Raw genomic sequence first — 18,850 nt, forward strand, 5'->3', positions numbered from 1 at the left:
TTTTAGACTATAAAATACAATATGGAAATTATAATAATAGGAGGAGGATTTGCAGGATTAAATCTTGCTAAAGAACTAGTAAATGAAAAAGGAGTCAATGTAACACTCGTTGACAAAAACAATTATAATTTCTTTCCGCCACTAATTTATCAGGTTGCTACCGCTTTTTTAGAACCTTCAAGTATCAGTTACCCTTTTCGAAAATTTTTCTCGGGTAAAAAAAATCTACAATTCCGTCTGGGAAATTTATTAAAAGTTAATCCTTCAGAAAATAAAATCATTCTCAATAATGGCGAATTAACATACGATTACTTAGTTTTTGCCACTGGTGCCGAAACGAGTTATTTTGGAATGGAAAACGTAAAGAAAAATGCCATTCCAATGAAAACACTGAATGATGCCATTGTGATGCGTAATACATTATTGAAAAATTTAGAAAAAGCAGCCATTTGCAAAGACATTCGCGAACGCAGAAAATTGTTAACTATTGTAGTTGCCGGTGGAGGTCCAACAGGTGTTGAAGTTTCGGGAATGTTTGCTGAAATGCGTAAAAATATTTTGCTGAAAGAATATCCGGAATTAAGTACTACGGCAAGTAATATTTATCTGGTTGATGGCGCCAATGCTGTGTTATCTCCAATGAGTAAAGCTTCACAGGAAGATACACTGGAAGCGCTGACAAAATTAGGTGTCGTGGTAAAATTGAATACAACTGTGGTTGATTATATTGATGACACAGTATATTTTGGAAACGGTGAAACAATTCAAACCAAAAATTTAATATGGGCAGCAGGAGTTTCGGCTAAAGTTTTCGAAGGAATTCCTGCAGAAAGTTATGGTCGCGGAAAAAGAATGGCTACAGATACTTTTAATAAAGTCAACGGCACGGAAAATATCTATGCAATAGGCGATACTTGTATTCAACTAACAGATGAAGCTTTTCCTAATGGTCATCCGCAAGTGGCACAAGTTGCTATTCAGCAAGGAATAAATTTGGCTGATAACTTTAAATTAATGAGCCAAAAAAAGCCATTAAAACCCTTTAAATATAATGATAAAGGATCTATGGCTATTATTGGTAAAAATAAGGCTGTGGTTGATTTACCAAAACCAAAAATGCATTTCAAAGGATTTTTTGCCTGGATAATTTGGTTATTTATTCACCTGATTTCATTGATAACGTATCGCAACAGAGTGAAAACATTCTTCAATTGGATGATTGCTTATTTTGCTAAAGATCAATCGTTACGTATGATTATCAGACCCGATAAAAAAATAAAAACGGAGCCAAAACAACAATAAATCAAATCTATAATTAATGAACTATTGCAACTCCTTCATCGTGAGAAGTTGTAATAGTTTTTTTTATGTTTCGTTTTCCGAAAATTAAAATAATCAAAGCCAGAATTGTTGAAACAGCCATAATCATAACCATTGGCAACATTGAATTTTTAACAAAAACTCCCACTGCAAAAGAAGCTAATGCTCCTAATCCTAACTGAATAGCCCCCATTAATGCCGAAGCACTTCCTGCATTTCTTGAAAAAGGAGCAAGGGTAAGTCCCGCAGTATTCGGATTTGAAATCCCTAAACACGCTAAGAACAAAAATAACATCGCAATAGTTTCATATAAACCCAAAAGATCATTCATTGCCAAAATAAGAAATGAAATACTAATGAAAGATTGCGTGATTAATGCGCCATAAATCATTTGTTCACTCGTAAATTTTCGTAACAAGAATGAATTCAGCTGGCTGGCACCGATGAAACTTAATGACATAAAAGCAAATATCCAACCATACGTTTTTCCGTCAACTTTAAAAATGTCCATAAATAAAATAGGGGAGGCCGCTACATAAGTAAACAATCCTGAGAAAGCGATAGCACCAGTAAACGCGTAGGTATAAAACTGTGGTTCCTTTACAATACTGATGAAATTTGAAATAATTGGTTTTGGTTTTAATGAAATTGAAGTGTCTGGCTTAAACGTATTTGGCAACCCAATTTGAGCTGCTAAAAGAATCAAAATTCCCATGCACATCAATATAAAAAAGACAGTATGCCAGCCATAATCTTCTGTTATATAACCTCCAACTGTAGGCGCTAACATTGGCGAAAGCCCAACCACTAACATTAGTAAAGAAAATACTTTAGGAATATCTTTCACAGGAAATAAATCACGAACCATAGAAACAGATGCTACAGTCGCTGCACAGCTGCCAATAGCCTGAATAAAACGCAAACCTATGAAAGTATCAATATCGGTTACAAAAACACAACCTAAAGAAGCTAAAATGTAAACTAAGAGTCCTATAAAAAGTGGTTTTTTTCGTCCAAAACGGTCTAATAATGGTCCGTAAAGCAATTGTCCCGCAGAAATTCCAATGAAATAACTGGAAAGAGTCATGGAAACATTAGCAACAGAAGTATTCAAATCTTTTGCAATTCCTGCAAAACCAGGCAAATACATGTCAATTGAAAATGGACCAAGTGCTGTCAGTGAACCTAAAATTAGAATTAATTTTAAATATTTAGCTTTTGTCATTACGGTATCAGTCATGAAATCTTTTTTAATTTTTTGCAAAGGTAAATATTTAAAAGGCGAATCAATTGTTAGATTCAATAAATTTAAACTGTTGCAAAAACAGATTGCATGAAATGAAGCAATTAATTTTTAATCAATAACATAATTCCGGACAGAAAAAGAAGTCCAAGCATAATCCTCTTTAAAAAAAGCTCATTTAATTTTAAGTATACTTTTTTACCCAATATCAAAGCCAGTATGAAAAAAGGCAAAACATACAATGAGTTGTACAATTGATTTACGGTTAAAATCCCTTCGAAAGCAAGGACAGGAATTCGCATGAATGTTATCAAGCCCAAAACACCAAACATAGTGGCACGTAAAGTCTTCACATCTGAAGTTTCGTTTTTTACAATTACTAAATACAAAGGTCCGCCTGTTGAAAAAACACCTGAAAAGAAACCACCTAAAAAGCCAAAAAAATATTTCATTTTTGAGATTAATTGTATCTCCTTATTTGCTTTTAAACTATTTAAAACAAACAAAATTATAAATACACCCAACGCTTTTTTTAGAATTACGGGCTGGCCGTATGCTAATACTATAATTCCTATCAGTAGTCCAAAAAATGACGATAAAGCTAATTTTTTAAGAAGAGGCTTGTCTATATACTTCCATTCTTTGTACACATGAATAGGTGAAGAAATAAAATAGAATATAGATAAATACCCAATTGCATCCGGTAGTGGCATTACAAATAGTAAAAACGGTAACGCAATTAAAGCACCCGCAAATCCGGTAATAGTTTGAACAAAAAAGCCAGTAAAAATTCCAATAGTAAGCAGCAATAACATCATATCCATAGTGCAAAATTAGAATAACACCTAGTTAAACTAAAATTTAATCCACGGATTTAGCGTCATTATTCCATAATATAAATGTAATTTAGCCTATATTAAAAATTTATTTATGGTAGATGCGCTTGATTTAAAAATAATAGAAAGTCTCAAAGTTAATTCGAGAACTTCGTTTGTAGAAATTGGCAAACAAATAGGACTTTCGCCATCATCAGTTAGAGAACGTGTTCAAAAACTAGAAGATACTGAAGTTATAAAAGGTTATAATGTTCAACTCGATAATAAAAAACTCGGCTTTGGCTTAGAAGTTTTTATTATGTTCAAATTATTTAGTGGAAAGCTTAAAATATTTTGTGATGATTTGAACCAGTTTCCTGAAATATATGAAGTTTACAGAATTACCGGAACGCATAATATTTTCATGAAAGTTGTTTTAATCGATCAATTGCATCTGCAACAATTTATTGACAGACTTTTGGTTTATGGAGAACCAACAACACATTTAATTTTATCAGATTTGAAAGATTCATAGTTTTATCTAACTGATTTATTTTTAGACTATTAAAAACAGTAATCTAAATATTAATTAAATACGTTTCTTTATAAATTTTTTGATAAACATCTTTGCTGAACATAAAAAGTTGAGAAGGTCTTTTTGAAACACCTACTTGCTTTTCATCCAGCTCAATAATATACTTTTTTGTCAGCAGTTTTCTTCTAAAATTTCTGTTGTCAATTTCGTTTCCTAATATGGATTCATAAGTATCCTGCAATTCTTTGAAGGTAAATTTATCAGGTAAAAGCTCAAAAATAATAGGTTTATACAATGCTTTTTCTTTTAAATCGGCATAGGCTTCATTGATAATATCTTTGTGATCAAATCCTAATTCCGGCAAATCATTAACTGGAAACCATTGCGGATTATGTTTGTTATTTTCTAAATTAACTTCTTGAGTTTTTAATAAAAAATAATAGGCTATAGTTATCGTTCGCTCATTAAAATTTTCATTTTTGGCCCAAATAACATCTTTTTCATTCATCAATCGATTTGGGTCTCCAAAAACCTTAAATTGTTTTTTATAGACATTATCAAGTCCTGTTAACTCCTTCAAAACCCTGGTAGCAGTTTCATCTATGGTTTCATTCTCTAATGTATGATATCCCGTAAGAACATAATCATTTACCAATGGCTCGTGATTTTCTTTAGATTCTAAATAGCGTTTTATCAACAATACGTTAAGTGATTTAGTATTGACGTCAAACCCAAAAACGACGCAGTCTACAGATATATTTGGAATTATTTTAGACATCATATGAGGACAAAGAATATAATTAGTTTTTGAAAGACGCAATGTTTTTCTACATCTTTTAATAATACAAAACTAATGATTTATTTGTAATTATATTTTTTTAGTAATATTGTTCATTTTTAAAATTAAACGTCACTATTACGTTATATGTTATTTATAACAAATTAATTCATATTTATTAAAAAACCACACAATCAAGCTTATATTTGCCAATTTTAGATATTTATTTAATTTTTTTTATTGCAAATTAAAAAAATATAATACATTTGAAAAATAATATTCAAAATGACGCTTATTATTTAAAAACCATAAAACTATTCATAAATCTAAATTTTATACCATAAATCAATTCGCGTATTGAATATTTTAGAAGCATTAAATAACAAAATTTCAATACCTATACGTGCCATTTTTACAAACTTAAAACTGCCAAAAAACTTATTCAAGCCATTTTTTTTTAATAAACACTTACATGCAAAAAATACTTTTTACTTTCTTATTTTCAATCCTATTTATACCAATTTATTCACAGGTAGTGATCACTAATTCGAATTTTTCATTGGGAACAACTGGTCGAATTGGAGTTGGGCTTTCGCCAAATGGAGAAGGAAATATGTGGAAACCGTTGAATCTTTCCGGTCAAGGTTCATTAGGAGGTCGAATGGAGCAAAGCGACTATATCGATATATTGCCAGCCATACATTTTACTCCAAAAATTGACGGCAAAGACAGCACAAACGTAACTTTTCAAATGCGTTTAGGAATGTACTCAGCTAATGGACAATTTGTAGGAAATGTAAGTTCCCGTTCCAATAATGGTTTGACTTTTATCCTTCCCGAAGCTTATATTGAAGCCCGAAATATCATGGGAAGTAAATGGTCGGCTTGGGCAGGATCACGTTTCCGTCGTTATGATGACATTCACATCAGCGATTATTTTTATTTTGATGATCACTCTGCGCAAGGTTTTGGCGTAAGCCATAAAAATACGGAACTGACAATGTTGATGCCCGCTTCTGCTGATTCAACAAATGTGTATCCTTATAATTATGAAGTTACCGTTGCAGGTGCGACAAATCCTGCCATTCGCCAACGCATGGTTTGGATAGGAGAGCACAGTTTTCATTTGAAAAATGATAATGTCATCAAACTTTTGGGTGAGTTTCATTATGTTTCTGCCAATTCAAAAAATGCTTCAAAAAATTACCCATCCGATAAAGGTTGGGTTGCAGGAATTAAATACAACAAACCGTTAAGAACTGCTTTACCAGGTTCGTTCAATCAACTTTCTGTACGATATGGTTCCGGAATTGCAAATGGAGGAGATAATGGAAACACTTTTACTTGGGCAACTTACGGAGCACCAGATTCTGAAGGGAAATATACGAATGCCTATTCCTTTACCATGGTAGAACATTTTCTGCTAAACCTTTCGCAAAAATTCAGTATCAATGGATATGGCGTTTTCACCAAAAGTAAAGGCGGTTCTGCAAGCACGAATACGGACGAGTATTTCAACGGAAATCAATTATACAATCAAAAAACTGATTTCGTAGTTGGCTTCAGAAGCTTCTATTATGTAACGAAATGGCTACACTTAATTGAAGAAGTACATTATGCCGTTCGAAAAGATGGCGATAATCCAGAAGCTAATATGTGGAAATTTTCTTTTGCTCCCACCATTGTGCCATTAGGAAAAAAAGATCCTTGGAGTCGTCCTCACATTCGTCTTGTTTGCACGCTGGCGCACTACAACGATTACGCTCGCAATAATAACTATTCTCCGTTTTTACAAGTAAACCAAAAGCGTTGGGGCTCTTTTATTGGAGTAAAAACAGAATGGTGGTTGTTTTAAAATAGAAATAAATCTAAAATTATATAAATATGCCAATTTTTGGAACAACAATTTTATCATTTATCCCTGGATGGAGTGCCGAAGGAGGTCGTTTTGCAATAGAAAAAACCGCAGAATATGGTTTTGATATGCTTGAAATTATTTTACCCGCTTCATTGGATTTCGATGCTAAAAAAACAAAAAAATCACTTGACGAAAACCGCATTTCAGGTCGTTGTACATTGAATTTACCCGCAAACTGTCACATTCCTTTATATCCGGAACAAGCAACCTCGATTATAAAATCAGCTCTTGACAAAGTAGCTGAAATGGATGGTGATTTCTTAGGAGGTGTTTTGCATTCCGCTATTGGAACATTTACTGGGAATCCTTGTACCAAAGAAGAAAGGATAATCATTCAGCAAGTATTTACTGAAGTTGCTGATTATGCTAACAAAAGCAATATCACTATTGCTCCCGAACCCATTAATCGGTATGAAAGTTATGTTTTTACTGCTGCTGATGAAGTGCTGGATATGATTGAATCCATTGGAACAACTAATATAGGATTACATCTGGATACGTTTCACATGAATATTGAAGAACGAAATTTCTACGATCCTATTATTCGTGCAGGAAACAGGTTAAAACATGTGCATATAACAGAAAGTGATCGTGGTATGACTGGTGAAGGCAACGTGCATTGGGATGATTTTTTTAAAGCTTTGGCTGCTATTAACTATCAAGGCCCACTTGTTCTGGAGAATTTTTCTTCACAAATCACAGCATTAGTTGGCCCAACTTCCTTGTGGAGACCTTCAAAATACAACTCGGAAGATCTTGCTAAAGGCAGCCTCGTTTTCATGAGGGAAATGGTCAATAAATGGTATACGAATCAAAAATAATTAAACCTAAAAAAGTAATTATTCAATGCTTTTTTACAAAAAATCACAACAAATGAAAAAGAAATTAAACGGTGTTTGTTTTGGAGAAATCCTTTTTGATGTTTTTCTGGAGCATAAAAAAATTGGTGGAGCTCCGCTAAATGTGGCTTCAAGATTAAATTCGCTAGGAGGGGAGGTTTCCGTTATCAGTGGAGTAGGGAACGATTTAAACGGAAAAGAATTAATAACATATTTGAATGTTTCGGGAATTAACACCGATGCAGTTCAAGTAAAAGATAATTATCCAACGGGTTTAGTCAACGTTATTTTGAATGAAAAAGGAAATGCTTCGTATGATATTAATTATCCTTCGGCATGGGACAAAATTGAAACTTCAAATGAGAATATTTCCATTGTTGAAAAAGCAGACTTTTTTGTTTATGGAAGTTTGTCCTCTAGAGATTCAGTTTCCAGAAATACATTGGAACAACTTTTAGCTGTTGCAAAATATAAAATATTTGATGTCAATTTAAGAGTTCCGCATTATACCAAGAAAAATGTTTTGGATTTATTGCATGCTGCTGATTTCATAAAGTTTAATGATGATGAGTTAAATGAAATTTGCGAGGATTTAAATTCAAATAAAAAGTCATTAGAACAAAATATTAAATTCATTGCAAAGGAAACCAATACTGATACGGTTTGTGTCACTTTAGGATCACATGGAGCAGTTTTGTATTGTAATGACACCTTTTATCATAACTGTGGTTTCAAAGTAAATGTAGTTGATACTGTGGGTTCTGGAGATTCATTTTTAGCGTCGTTAATCATAATGTTAATGAATGGAGAAGATCCTCAATACGCTATTAATTTCGCTAGTGCTGTTGGCGCAATTGTCGCTCAAAACGAAGGAGCAAACCCAGTAATTTCTCAATCGGAAATAGATGATTTTTTATGTGGCTTTGAACAAACAGAATCCAAAACCAATGAATCCGCTGCGATTCTTAATTAACAAATTAAACCAACTAAACAATGAACCAATTCAAAAAAATCCCTGTAGTCAGTAAAGAATTTGTCTTTCAATTTATAATAATAACAATACTGTTTGCGCTGTGGGGAATTGCCAATGATTTAACAACTCCGATGGTTTCTACTTTCAAAAAAGTGATGCCTGAACTTTCGAATACGCAAGCCTCATTAGTACAATTTGCTTTTTATTTTGGCTATTTCTTTATGGCATTACCGGCGGCATTATTCATTAGAAAATACAGCTATAAATCAGGAATAATATTGGGACTTTTATTATACGCAACTGGCGCTTTTCTGTTTTATCCCGCGGCACATTACCAAAGTTATACTTTTTTCCTGGTTTCATTATGGGTAATTACTTGTGGTTTAGCGTTTCTTGAAACCACTTCAAATCCTTTGATTTTATTCCTTGGAAATAAAGAAACTGCAACACAACGTTTGAATTTAGCGCAGGCATTTAACCCAATTGGAGCAATAACCGGACTGGTCATGGCGCAGTTTTTAGTCATCAAAGAAATAAAATCAGATGATTATTCGCAAGAAGCCTACAAAGTATTAACATCAAGTGAATTAGCGAGTATTCGAGAAAATGATTTAGATGTAATTAGCATTCCATACATTGGATTAGGAATTTTTGTCTTGGTAATTTTGATCATTATTATTTTGACAAAAATGCCTAAAACGGCACAAGAAGATAAAATGTCTGTATCAGAATCATTCAAAAAGTTATTTGCTAATAAAAATTATAAACATGGGGTTGTTGCACAGGCTTTTTATGTAGGTGCACAAATTATGTGTTGGACCTTTATTTTTCAATACGTAGACAACATCAATAAAACATTCGGATTAGAATTAACAGCTACATATTACAACATAGCGGCCATGATTTTATTTTTATTAGGCAGATGGATTGGAACTGGTTTGATGAAAACCATAAATCCATCAAAAATATTAATGGTTTTTGGTATTGGAGGCGTGATTTGTGCAACCGGAGCAATTGTTTTACAAGGAATGCCTGGATTAATTTCGCTGGTTTGTATTTCTATTTTCATGTCGATTATGTTTCCAACAATTTATGGAATTGCACTAAAAGATATGGGAGACGAAGCAAAAATTGGGTCTGCAGGTTTAGTTATGGCTATCGTTGGTGGCGCATTAATGCCGGTTATGCAAGGAAGTATTTTGGATTTAGGTGGTTCAGGCTTTGCTGATATTAAATTATTTGGCTTTATTCCTGAAGTGAATTTTTCTTTTATTTTACCTTTAATTTGTTTGGCTGTTGTTGCGTATTATGGATATAGTACGTTGAAAGCATCTAAGAAAATTAAAGTTTTAGATGTTGCAGATGCAATAGTTTAGCTTTATTAAAAGAACCTAACAATATTAAAAGAACCGAATAATAATAATTTATTGTTCGGTTCTTTCATATCAATAAACAACTCATCAATGATAATAGCGTCAAATGCGTTTAAATTACTGAGAAAGCTGTAATATTCTATTGTAATAAAATGCACTATAATTTATATTATGTAAAATAGAATTTATTATTAACTATTATTAGTTAGATATTCAACCAAATAAAAACAGCATCACCTATTGATGATGCTGTTTTAAAATTTAAAAAAAACTTATTTTACAGAAACCGGAATATCCCAATTATCCCAACTCAAAGTAATAGTATTTTTATCAATTGTATACGCTAATTTTTCAGCTTTAGATTTTGCAACTTTTTGCTTAACAGCAACTCTTAGTTGATCTTCTTTTTCTTTGTATTTATAAGCTCCCCATTGTTTCGCTTCTTTATTGAAAATTATGATACATTCCTTGTCATTTGGTAAAACAAAAAAAGAATATTTCCCTGCAGGTAATTTTGATCCTTCAACAGTAATTTCTTTGTCGGTTTCAAAAGTTGTTGCATCATTTGCTCCGGCACGCCAAACTTGATTAAACGGAACCAATTTACCCCAAATTTCTCTTGCTCTGACTGATGGACTACCATAATTAATTGTAATTGTAGCGCCATTAATTTTTCCAGTAACCACTTCTTTTGTGCTGGTTGGTTTTTCTTGAGCATTTAAAGAATTAATAATCAAAAATGCAATAAGCAAATGGTGAATTTTTTTAAGTAATCTCATGATATAAAATGATTTAGTTTTGCTTATAAAAATAAAATAACTTCATTTAATTTAGCATAATTCCCCTTAATTTTAAGAAAATATTATGAAGTTTATAAATTAGTTGTTTTACTGCTGTAATGACGGTATTATGATTTATTATTTTATTATTTTTACAAACAATACACCATTTATTTGACCAACTTATGAATACAATTGCTGAGCACATTGCCGATTTTTTAAAGGAATATCCACCATTTAATCATTTGACATTTGAGGAGTTATCCGAAATAGCTACAAGTATTCGCGTTGTAAATTTGGAAAAACATAAAACATTATTCCAAATTAATGATGTTTTGCATGACAGTTTTTATGTTGTTGCGTCAGGTACTATCAATTTATCTGTGATTTCAGATTCTGAAGAAACTTTATTAAATAAGTGTCATGAAGGTGATATTTTTGGTTTACGTCCCTTTTTTGCCAAGAATAATTACATGATGACGGCCAAAGCTAGAGAAGAAAGTATTGTTTATGCTATACCAATCGCTACTTTTTGTCCTTTTGTGGTAAATAATTCAGAAGTTTTAAACTTTTTGCTGGAGAGTTTTGCAACAAATACGCGAAATCCAAATGACAAAGAAAATTTAAGAGGTAAACTTATCTCTGACAATGTTTTCTATTCTGACCAGCAGTCGGAAATGCAATATTTTCAATCATTATCCTATACTATTTCACCATTAAAAACAACTATTACTGCAATTGCGCAAGAAGTTGCTCAGTTAATGACTGAAACATTAAAAAACAATGTTATCGTTTGTGACAATAATTTTCCAATAGGAATAGTGACTGACAGTGATATGCGTTCCAAAATTGCAACCGGTCGATTTCCTGTAACCGCTTCAATAGATAAAATAATGTCATCTCCCGTTATTACTGTTGTAGAAAATGTTTCCTTGGCCGAAGCTCAACTGCTTATGTTGAAACATAATGTGACCCATTTATGTGTAACATACGACGGAACTGATAAATCTGATGTAAAAGGAGTCATTTCTGAACATGATTTGATAGTTGCGCAAGCAAATAATCCAGGTGTTTTAATTAAAGAAATTAAGCGTTCCCAAAATCCTAAAGAATTAAAACAAATTCGAGAACGTTTAACAGATTTGATTCAAACATCTATTTCTAAAAACATACCGCTTTCTCACGTTTTTAATATTGCCAGCGAAATTAATTTAGCAATAATTAAACGTTCTGTAGAGTTATCCATTTTAGATTTAGGCTCACCTCCTGCCCGTTTTGCCTGGCTAAGTATTGGAAGTCAAGGAAGAAAAGAACAGCTATTATTAACCGATCAAGATAGTATTTTAATATTCGAAGACGTTTCGGCTGATAAATATCGTGAGGTAAAAGATTATTTTCTTAAACTTGGAAAACGAACAACTGCCACGCTCGAAAAAATTGGTTATGAATTATGTCCAAACGGGCATATGGGAAGCAATATGCTTTGGTGTAAATCATTGACTGACTGGACAAAACAATACGACAGCTGGATGAATACTCCAGGTGAAAATAGCAATGATTTAAGCAGTATTTTCTTTGATTACGAAATCACTTTTGGAGAACAAAGAATCGAAGATGCCATTGGAAATGTAGTTTTTAAAAATGCAAAAAACAACACTTTGTTCTTTGATTTCTTAGGAAACGATGCTTTGAGAAAAAATTCACCACTGACTTTTTTCAAAAATTTCATTGTGGAAGAAGAAGGTCCAAACAAAGATAAATTTGATATAAAAACACGTGCTTTGATGCCATTGATTGATGGTGCTCGTTTGTTTACCTTAAATTTTGATATTCGAGGAATCAACAACACCTTTCAGCGATTCAAGCAGTTAGCAATTGCAGATCCTAAACATGCTGAAATTTATCTTAATTGTGCTGAAGCCTTTTTGATTTTATCAAAATTCAGAACCTTAGAAGGCTTAAAAAATGATAATTCAGGTCAATTTATAAATTTGAATGAATTATCAAAAATTGATAAGGAAAAATTAAAGAATGCTTTGGCTCCTATGAGAGAATTGGAAGAATTAATAAAAAATAAATTTCAACTTACTCAATTTTCATAATTATGTTAGACTGGTTAAAAAGTATTAATAAAGAATATCCAGAATTTTGGAAAACCTATCTTTCTAAATTTGATAAGAAATCAAGCCGATTTGTTGTTTTGTCAACAGAAACTTCGGGCTTGAATCCTGTTAAAGATGTTATTTTATCTATTGGTTCTTTTTCTGTAATCGATAATAGTATAGTTATCGGGGATAGTTTCGAGGCTGTGTTGCTACAATACAAGTTTCTTCATGATAACGGTCTTTCAAACGAATTTTTGGTGGAAAGCAAAATGAAAAAACTTGGCGAAGCCGAAGCCATAAAATTATTTATAGAGTTTATCGGGAATGCTGTTTTAGTGGGTCATCACATTGATTTTGATGTAGAAATGATCAATGCTGCATTAGAACGACTTGACTGTGGGAGATTGAAAAACGAAGCTTTAGATGTTGATATTATGCATAGAAAACTGCATGATATCAATGATAAACAATTTTCTCTTGATGAACTTTGCGCGGTATATAATATTCCTAAAAGTGATCGAAATTCATCTGCGGAAGATGCGTATAAAACGGCGTTATTATTCTTAAAATTAAAATCAAGGCTGGGAATAAAATAATATTTATTCTAATCAATCAGAGTAATTCCTTCCCAAAATCGACCGTGATGACTTATGGATACTGGCTTAATCAATTTAGTATGCTCATCAATTATAAAAGGAATTCCATTCGATTTTATGATGGTGTCGTTTGAATTTAATTTTTTGACGGTATCAAAATTATCTTTTTTCACTACGGCAATCGTATGTACGAATTCCTTAGAAATTATCGTTTTAGTAAAATAGGTTTTCCCTTTTATTGAAACTGAACCCGAAATTTCATTTTCATAACTACATTCCAGTTGCAAAGGAAAATATCCTCTAATTCCAGTTTCTCGATTGTAGATTTTGTAAGCAGCTTCCTTTCGGGACCATAAATTCCAAACCATTATTTCAGGATTTTGGCTATCAACAATGAGTAATTGTTCTTTTGCAGTAAAGATTTTGTCCAAAAACCGATTTCGTTTCCAATCGCTTTCTTTTCTGGCTAAAGCCAAATCTACTATATCGTTTCCAATCATTTTACAGACTTTTTTACAGCTGATTCACTAATTTTTCTCTGATAATTTAGTTTCAATAATTTCCAATGCTGACTTTACGTTCACCATGCGCTCCATAGCTTCATTATCAATTACAATGTTATATTTCTCCTCAATATCTAAAATAACATCTACTAAATTAGCAGAATTGATTTTCAAGTCATTGATAAAGTCAGTATCTTCCGTAAGCAAATCAAATGCTTCTTGATTTTGAATATACGGCTTTACTATATTTTTTAATTCTTCTATTGTTTGTTCTTTATTCATATTTTTTGCTTTTTTTTAATGCATTGAATTCAAAATTACCTGACATCATGTGACTAAATGTATTTCTTAAAAATTACGCATCCATTCACATCTCCAAAACCAAAACTGGCCTTTGCAATTATATTTAATTCCTTTTCGATTAATTGTCTTGGGATTCTGGATTCATCAATTATTGCTGTAATTTCAGGATGCAAATCGTCACAATTGATATTCGGAAAAACAAATCCGTAATGCAATTGCAGTATAGAAGCCACACTTTCAATACTTCCCGCAGCCGATAAACAATGACCTACCATTGATTTCAAAGAATTTATATATGGAAATTCTTTTCCTTTTCTTCCCAATGCTTCACTCCAATTCTTAATTTCCAGACTGTCTTTCGATGTGGCGGTCAAATGTCCATTAATCGAATCAATTTCATCAGCAGAAATTCCAGAATTAACAATAGCATTCTGGATGCATTTCTGTACGGCAATAGGATTTGGAGCTGTCATGGTTCCCAGTCCGCGTTGACCACCGGAATTTATATTCCCACCCAAAATTTCGGCATAAATTGTAGCTCCTCGTTCAATTGCACTTTCTAAATCTTCCAAAACCAAAGCTCCTGCTCCACTTCCGGGAACAAATCCCGAAGCACTTGCAGAGATTGGCCTTGAGCCTTGCTCTGGATTTTCATTATGCTTAAAAGTACAAACTTTCATAGCATCAAAGCCACCCCATATATAAGGTCCCGAATCGCTTGTGCTTCCTGCCAAAATGCGTTTTGCCTGTCCTGATTTTATCCTTTCATAACCCATCAAAATACTTTCGGTTCCAGTCGTACAAGCAGAAGAATTAGTGGAGACTTGATTTCCTAATCCTAATTTCCCTCCCAAATAAGCGCTGACACCACTATTCATAGTTTGAGCCACGGCGGTGCTGCCTAATCTTCTCGTTTGAAAATCATCTATTTTATAAATACTTTCGCGAAATTTATCAATTCCAGAAGTTCCGGTACCAAAAATAGTTCCGCTGTCCCAATCTGGTTCTTCATTTATTTCCAACGATAAACCAGCATCTTTCCATGCATCAATTCCAGCAATTACGCCATATAAAATCCCAGTAGAATTGAAGTTTCTTAACTCTAATTCAGAGAAATATTGCAATGCCAGTTCAGTAGAAACTTCCGGTTTTCCAGCTATTTGACAAGAAAACTGCAATCGTTCCAACTCAGCGTCGTGCTTGATTCCCGAAATTCCGTTTTTGATGGCATGTGTAAACGCATCAAGTCCTACTCCATTTGGAGCAACAACACCAAGACCAGTAATTACAACACGTTTATCCATTTATTTAGAAATTACCATTCCTGCAATTATTCCTGTACAAACCTCTTCTCCTTTTTCATTTTTCATTTTTACCTTACATTTCAATTTCCCAAATCTAAAGTATACTTTTTCTGAAATAACAGTCACTTTTTCTTTAGGAAAAACAGGTTTTAAAAATTCTATTTCATTTGATGTTAAGGCGATTGAAGTAGTTCTATTAAATGAATAATCTAATAAAAAAATTCCTAAACAAACCAATCCAATTTGGGCCATAACTTCCGTCAAAATCACTCCTGGTGTTATTGGATTATCTTTAAAATGTCCTTTATAAAAGTCAAGGTTTTCATCAAAAGTATAGGTTCCTTCCACCCCATTTTCATTGATTTGGACTATTTCGTCCACAAATAAAAACGGCTTAGAATACGGTAATTTTGATATGATCTTTTGACTCTCCATTGTTAAAACTTTAGCAAAACTCTTTGCGCTGAAAAACCCGGACCAAAACTCAACATCAATCCTTTTTCTCCTTTTTTAGGCTGATTGTCCATGATTCTTTCCAAAACATATAAAACCGTTGCGCTTGACATATTTCCATACAAACGCAAAACTTCTTTAGTATCATCAATATTTTTACCCAAATCAGAAAATAAACCCTCAACAGTTTGAATAATTTTCTTTCCTCCAGGATGAAAAATTAAATGATTAATATCTTCCATTTTAAGATTGTTTTTTTCTAAAAACGGATGAATAATATCCGGAAAATGAGAAGCAATCGTTTCCGGAACTTCAATGTCCAGAACCATTTGCAATCCAGAATTGGTGAGTTTAAAACCCATCATGTGAATATTATCATAGAAATGATACATCTGCTCCGCTAAAATTTCTGGACCTTCATCGTCTTCATGTGAAGAAAGTAAAACGCAAGCTGCTCCATCTCCAAAAATTGCAGCACTTACTATATTCGCCATCGAAAAATCATCTAATTGAAATGTGGCCGTTGGACTTTCAACAGCAATTACGGCAGCCCGTTTTCCGGGATTTGCCTGCAAGAAATTTTTAGCATAAATAATTCCTGAAATTCCTGCTGCACAACCCATTTCGGTAACTGGAAGTCGAACAATATCCTGACGTAATTTTAATGTATTAATCAAATACGCATCTAGTGACGGAATCATGATTCCAGTACAACTTACCGTAATAATATAATCTAAATCTTCAGGGTTCCAGTTCGCTTTTTTCAAGGCTTTTTCTAAAACTTTTTCCCCTAAATCAATCACTTCACGCACATAAATATCGTTTCTTTCTTCAAATGAAGTTTTTGTAAATACTTCAATCGGATCCATGATGGAATAGCGTTTATCAACCGCAGCTCCTTCAAAAATTTTCTTTACTTTTCTAATGAAGCGTTCGTCTTGACCAACGAGCCAAGCATCCAAAAAAGGAATGATTTCTTCAGTTGTTCTGGAATATTTTGGTAACTGTTTTGTTACGGTTTTGATTTTTACACTCATATTTTAGAAATTATCCATTGGTATCGAAAAGCCCATTTCCAATGAATTTTATAGTTCTTAAAACTTAATTTTTTAGAAAAATGAATCAGCTCTTCTTTTTTAAAACCTCTTAAAATTGAAGTTAATCCGTCCTCACGAGACATCTCATTCAATCGAAACACAAAACACAATGCTTGAAATAATCGATAGGCAATTGCGCTTCGCTGTAAATCATTAATAACAATTCCAATAGTTGAATTCGCATAAAATACGTTTAATAAATCAACAATTTCTTTGTCTTTGAAATGATGTAATGTCAAAGTACACAGTACAATATCATATTTTAATTCCTTAAATGATGTCTCAAATATATCCTCACAACGATAGCCAATATTAGGATAGTTTTGAGATAATTGTTGTGCATGACTAATTGTAAAACTATTGGCATCGATGCCTATTAACTGGAATTTCAGCTTATTTTTCAATCCAAAATCAGCTAAAGTCCGCAACATATCACCGTTTCCGCAACCTACATCTACAATTACAATTTCATTTGATTTTGAAATACTACTTGTCAAATCCTGAACGCCTTGTAAAGTTAGCTGGTTCCCTCCTAAAAGCTGATTGATTTTAGCTATTTTATCCAATGCATCACGCAAGATTTCTCCTTCCATGGCAAAATCATCCATCGTTTCAAGCGTATCGGTTCTGAATTTGGTATTTAGAAACATTTATGAATTTAGAGTTATTGGGGTTCCGTGTGTATGCTTTATAATTTTTGATAATAAAAATGGAAATATAATTAATATACGCATCAATACTGCTGAAAGTTTTTGCTTTTGCAAAAGATTCGATAACAACCGACCAATTTTAAGTCTTTTCTTGAAATTAAAATTCCACTCCTGAATGTATTTTTCCTCAAGTTCATTTCTGGATTTAATTTCGTTGTTATAATATTTCCCCACTAATTCTGAAACAATTTTGGCACTATGAATAGCCATAGCCATACCGTTTCCACACAATGGATGAATGAGTCCTGCGGTATCGCCAATCATTAGAATATGATTTTCAACAGCTTGTTTTTTATCAAAAGATATTTGACTTATGGTTAAAGGTTTTTCAAAAAGCAATTTACTTTTTTCGAAAATTACTTTCAAATGTGGATTTTCTGAAACCACACTTTTTTGATATTCCTCTATATTTTTAAACCGCTTAAACGTCTCGTAATCTGCCAAATAACAGATATTAATTATATCCTTTTCAACTTTAGAAACACCACAATATCCTCCTTTGAAATTATGAAGACCAACGCTATTATTTGGAAAATCTCCCGAATAATGAGCCTTAACAGCTAGCCAATATGATTTTTTTTGAATAAAATCTCTATTTAATTTTTGGTCAATGTTAGAACGTTTTCCAAATGCACCAATAACTATTTCCGATTTTAAAATAGTTTTTTTAGCAGTCGTAACTATAAATTGATTGTCTTCAAATTGTATATTTTCTACATTGTCTTGAAGAATTTTACATCCGTTTTCAAGTGCTTTTTTATATAAATATTCATCTAAAGCAAAACGACTAATTCCGAAACCGCCAAGAGGCAGAACACTTTTAATGGTTTTTCCGCTTGCTGTTGAAAATTCAAGTTGTGTGATATTTGTTGGATTTAAATTGGCTATGTTTAAATTCAACCAATTGAGATAAGGTAAGACCTCGTTAGATATATATTCGCCACAAACCTTGTGTTTTGGGAATTCATTTTTTTCAATTACAGTAACCTGAAGTCCAATTTTGGACAAATGAATCGCCGCAGTCAATCCTGCTAAACCACCTCCAATAATTAAAACTTCTTTATTTTTCATATAGAAGTAAATTTATGGATTTGTTTTAGAAAGCAACTATATTATTTCATATAAAACTTACATAATTATTCGATATGAAATAAGCGATAATTATATATTTTCTGTTCAAAAAAAAAGCCGTTTTATTCAAACGGC

Annotated in this window: 19 protein-coding genes; 8 read left to right on the forward strand and 11 right to left on the reverse strand. The window is 32.5% G+C overall.

Going from position 1 to position 18,850, the window contains the following annotated elements:
• Positions 1–21 precede the first annotated feature (21 nt).
• Entirely contained in the window at positions 22–1,302 is a 1,281-nt protein-coding gene (locus Q1W72_RS00190) for an NAD(P)/FAD-dependent oxidoreductase (RefSeq protein WP_099715541.1), read from the forward strand.
• Between the two features lie 13 nt (positions 1,303–1,315).
• Here the strand turns inward: Q1W72_RS00190 and Q1W72_RS00195 are convergent, their stop codons facing one another.
• Together Q1W72_RS00195 and Q1W72_RS00200 are read right to left on the reverse strand one after the other, a co-directional pair.
• On the reverse strand, positions 1,316–2,545 hold the full coding sequence (locus Q1W72_RS00195; RefSeq protein ID WP_302137962.1) for a multidrug effflux MFS transporter: 1,230 nt from the start codon (positions 2,543–2,545) through the stop codon (positions 1,316–1,318).
• A 122-nt stretch (positions 2,546–2,667) separates the two neighbouring features.
• Positions 2,668–3,387: a sulfite exporter TauE/SafE family protein gene (locus Q1W72_RS00200; RefSeq protein ID WP_302136645.1), complete on the reverse strand. Its 720-nt coding sequence runs from the start codon at positions 3,385–3,387 to the stop codon at positions 2,668–2,670.
• A gap of 106 nt (positions 3,388–3,493) precedes the next feature.
• Between Q1W72_RS00200 and Q1W72_RS00205 the strand changes: the two genes are divergently transcribed.
• The gene (locus Q1W72_RS00205) at positions 3,494–3,913 is read left to right on the forward strand and encodes an Lrp/AsnC family transcriptional regulator (protein WP_302136647.1); all 420 of its coding nucleotides are present in this window, start codon (positions 3,494–3,496) and stop codon (positions 3,911–3,913) included.
• Positions 3,914–3,956: 43 nt separating this feature from the next.
• Here Q1W72_RS00205 and Q1W72_RS00210 read toward each other — a convergent pair whose 3' ends face one another.
• On the reverse strand, positions 3,957–4,694 hold the full coding sequence (locus Q1W72_RS00210) for an NUDIX domain-containing protein (RefSeq protein WP_302136649.1): 738 nt from the start codon (positions 4,692–4,694) through the stop codon (positions 3,957–3,959).
• Positions 4,695–5,163: 469 nt separating this feature from the next.
• On the opposite strand from Q1W72_RS00210, the gene Q1W72_RS00215 reads away from it, so the two are divergent.
• The 4 genes from Q1W72_RS00215 to fucP are packed head-to-tail and all read left to right on the forward strand — an operon-like array spanning position 5,164 to position 9,797.
• On the forward strand, positions 5,164–6,546 hold the full coding sequence (locus Q1W72_RS00215) for a carbohydrate porin (RefSeq protein ID WP_302136651.1): 1,383 nt from the start codon (positions 5,164–5,166) through the stop codon (positions 6,544–6,546).
• Between the two features lie 29 nt (positions 6,547–6,575).
• Positions 6,576–7,430, forward strand: a complete 855-nt coding sequence (locus Q1W72_RS00220; RefSeq protein WP_099715545.1) for a sugar phosphate isomerase/epimerase — start codon at positions 6,576–6,578, stop codon at positions 7,428–7,430.
• A gap of 52 nt (positions 7,431–7,482) precedes the next feature.
• A complete protein-coding gene (locus Q1W72_RS00225) occupies positions 7,483–8,421 on the forward strand; it encodes a carbohydrate kinase (RefSeq protein ID WP_099716339.1) in 939 nt (312 codons plus the stop codon).
• Positions 8,422–8,441: 20 nt separating this feature from the next.
• Complete coding sequence (gene fucP / locus Q1W72_RS00230; RefSeq protein WP_099715546.1) at positions 8,442–9,797, forward strand: L-fucose:H+ symporter permease; 1,356 nt, start codon at positions 8,442–8,444, stop codon at positions 9,795–9,797.
• 269 nt (positions 9,798–10,066) lie between these two features.
• Here the strand turns inward: fucP and Q1W72_RS00235 are convergent, their stop codons facing one another.
• Positions 10,067–10,573 carry a DUF2911 domain-containing protein gene (locus Q1W72_RS00235; RefSeq protein WP_099715547.1) on the reverse strand — a complete coding sequence of 169 codons (507 nt, stop codon included), beginning with the start codon at positions 10,571–10,573 and terminating at the stop codon, positions 10,067–10,069.
• A 185-nt stretch (positions 10,574–10,758) separates the two neighbouring features.
• Here Q1W72_RS00235 and Q1W72_RS00240 point away from each other — a divergent pair, with 185 nt between their 5' ends.
• Complete coding sequence (locus Q1W72_RS00240) at positions 10,759–12,675, forward strand: DUF294 nucleotidyltransferase-like domain-containing protein (RefSeq protein WP_302136656.1); 1,917 nt, start codon at positions 10,759–10,761, stop codon at positions 12,673–12,675.
• 2 nt (positions 12,676–12,677) lie between these two features.
• Positions 12,678–13,274, forward strand: a complete 597-nt coding sequence (locus tag Q1W72_RS00245; RefSeq protein ID WP_099715549.1) for a PolC-type DNA polymerase III — start codon at positions 12,678–12,680, stop codon at positions 13,272–13,274.
• Between the two features lie 8 nt (positions 13,275–13,282).
• Here the strand turns inward: Q1W72_RS00245 and Q1W72_RS00250 are convergent, their stop codons facing one another.
• The 7 genes from Q1W72_RS00250 to Q1W72_RS00280 are packed head-to-tail and all read right to left on the reverse strand — an operon-like array spanning position 13,283 to position 18,715.
• Entirely contained in the window at positions 13,283–13,774 is a 492-nt protein-coding gene (locus Q1W72_RS00250) for a 4'-phosphopantetheinyl transferase superfamily protein (protein ID WP_099715550.1), read from the reverse strand.
• A 27-nt stretch (positions 13,775–13,801) separates the two neighbouring features.
• Positions 13,802–14,059, reverse strand: coding sequence for an acyl carrier protein (locus Q1W72_RS00255; RefSeq protein ID WP_099715551.1), 258 nt, complete (start codon positions 14,057–14,059; stop codon positions 13,802–13,804).
• Between the two features lie 53 nt (positions 14,060–14,112).
• On the reverse strand, positions 14,113–15,384 hold the full coding sequence (locus Q1W72_RS00260; protein ID WP_099715552.1) for a beta-ketoacyl synthase: 1,272 nt from the start codon (positions 15,382–15,384) through the stop codon (positions 14,113–14,115).
• Positions 15,385–15,819, reverse strand: coding sequence for a 3-hydroxyacyl-ACP dehydratase FabZ family protein (locus tag Q1W72_RS00265; RefSeq protein ID WP_099715553.1), 435 nt, complete (start codon positions 15,817–15,819; stop codon positions 15,385–15,387).
• Positions 15,820–15,821: 2 nt separating this feature from the next.
• Positions 15,822–16,874 (reverse strand): type III polyketide synthase, encoded by a 1,053-nt coding sequence (locus Q1W72_RS00270; protein ID WP_099715554.1) that lies wholly within the window; start codon positions 16,872–16,874, stop codon positions 15,822–15,824.
• Entirely contained in the window at positions 16,871–17,584 is a 714-nt protein-coding gene (locus tag Q1W72_RS00275; protein WP_099715555.1) for a methyltransferase domain-containing protein, read from the reverse strand. The genes Q1W72_RS00270 and Q1W72_RS00275 overlap by 4 nt, the downstream gene beginning before the upstream one ends.
• The gene (locus Q1W72_RS00280; protein WP_099715556.1) at positions 17,585–18,715 is read right to left on the reverse strand and encodes an NAD(P)/FAD-dependent oxidoreductase; all 1,131 of its coding nucleotides are present in this window, start codon (positions 18,713–18,715) and stop codon (positions 17,585–17,587) included.
• Between the last annotated feature and the right edge of the window lie 135 nt (positions 18,716–18,850).

Source organism: Flavobacterium sp. ZE23DGlu08, assembly GCF_030505335.1.
In the GTDB taxonomy this organism is placed as follows: Bacteria; Bacteroidota; Bacteroidia; order Flavobacteriales; family Flavobacteriaceae; genus Flavobacterium; species Flavobacterium algoritolerans.

Bases quoted from the DNA above. Each gene is read 5' to 3' on its own strand.
- Q1W72_RS00190 (WP_099715541.1), top strand. From the start codon at position 22: ATGGAAATTATAATAATAGGAGGAGGATTTGCAGGATTAAATCTTGCT.
- Q1W72_RS00195 (WP_302137962.1), bottom strand. From the start codon at position 2,545: ATGACAAAAGCTAAATATTTAAAATTAATTCTAATTTTAGGTTCACTG.
- Q1W72_RS00200 (WP_302136645.1), bottom strand. From the start codon at position 3,387: ATGGATATGATGTTATTGCTGCTTACTATTGGAATTTTTACTGGCTTT.
- Q1W72_RS00205 (WP_302136647.1), top strand. From the start codon at position 3,494: ATGGTAGATGCGCTTGATTTAAAAATAATAGAAAGTCTCAAAGTTAAT.
- Q1W72_RS00210 (WP_302136649.1), bottom strand. From the start codon at position 4,694: ATGATGTCTAAAATAATTCCAAATATATCTGTAGACTGCGTCGTTTTT.
- Q1W72_RS00215 (WP_302136651.1), top strand. From the start codon at position 5,164: ATGCAAAAAATACTTTTTACTTTCTTATTTTCAATCCTATTTATACCA.
- Q1W72_RS00220 (WP_099715545.1), top strand. From the start codon at position 6,576: ATGCCAATTTTTGGAACAACAATTTTATCATTTATCCCTGGATGGAGT.
- Q1W72_RS00225 (WP_099716339.1), top strand. From the start codon at position 7,483: ATGAAAAAGAAATTAAACGGTGTTTGTTTTGGAGAAATCCTTTTTGAT.
- fucP (WP_099715546.1), top strand. From the start codon at position 8,442: ATGAACCAATTCAAAAAAATCCCTGTAGTCAGTAAAGAATTTGTCTTT.
- Q1W72_RS00235 (WP_099715547.1), bottom strand. From the start codon at position 10,573: ATGAGATTACTTAAAAAAATTCACCATTTGCTTATTGCATTTTTGATT.
- Q1W72_RS00240 (WP_302136656.1), top strand. From the start codon at position 10,759: ATGAATACAATTGCTGAGCACATTGCCGATTTTTTAAAGGAATATCCA.
- Q1W72_RS00245 (WP_099715549.1), top strand. From the start codon at position 12,678: ATGTTAGACTGGTTAAAAAGTATTAATAAAGAATATCCAGAATTTTGG.
- Q1W72_RS00250 (WP_099715550.1), bottom strand. From the start codon at position 13,774: ATGATTGGAAACGATATAGTAGATTTGGCTTTAGCCAGAAAAGAAAGC.
- Q1W72_RS00255 (WP_099715551.1), bottom strand. From the start codon at position 14,059: ATGAATAAAGAACAAACAATAGAAGAATTAAAAAATATAGTAAAGCCG.
- Q1W72_RS00260 (WP_099715552.1), bottom strand. From the start codon at position 15,384: ATGGATAAACGTGTTGTAATTACTGGTCTTGGTGTTGTTGCTCCAAAT.
- Q1W72_RS00265 (WP_099715553.1), bottom strand. From the start codon at position 15,819: ATGGAGAGTCAAAAGATCATATCAAAATTACCGTATTCTAAGCCGTTT.
- Q1W72_RS00270 (WP_099715554.1), bottom strand. From the start codon at position 16,874: ATGAGTGTAAAAATCAAAACCGTAACAAAACAGTTACCAAAATATTCC.
- Q1W72_RS00275 (WP_099715555.1), bottom strand. From the start codon at position 17,584: ATGTTTCTAAATACCAAATTCAGAACCGATACGCTTGAAACGATGGAT.
- Q1W72_RS00280 (WP_099715556.1), bottom strand. From the start codon at position 18,715: ATGAAAAATAAAGAAGTTTTAATTATTGGAGGTGGTTTAGCAGGATTG.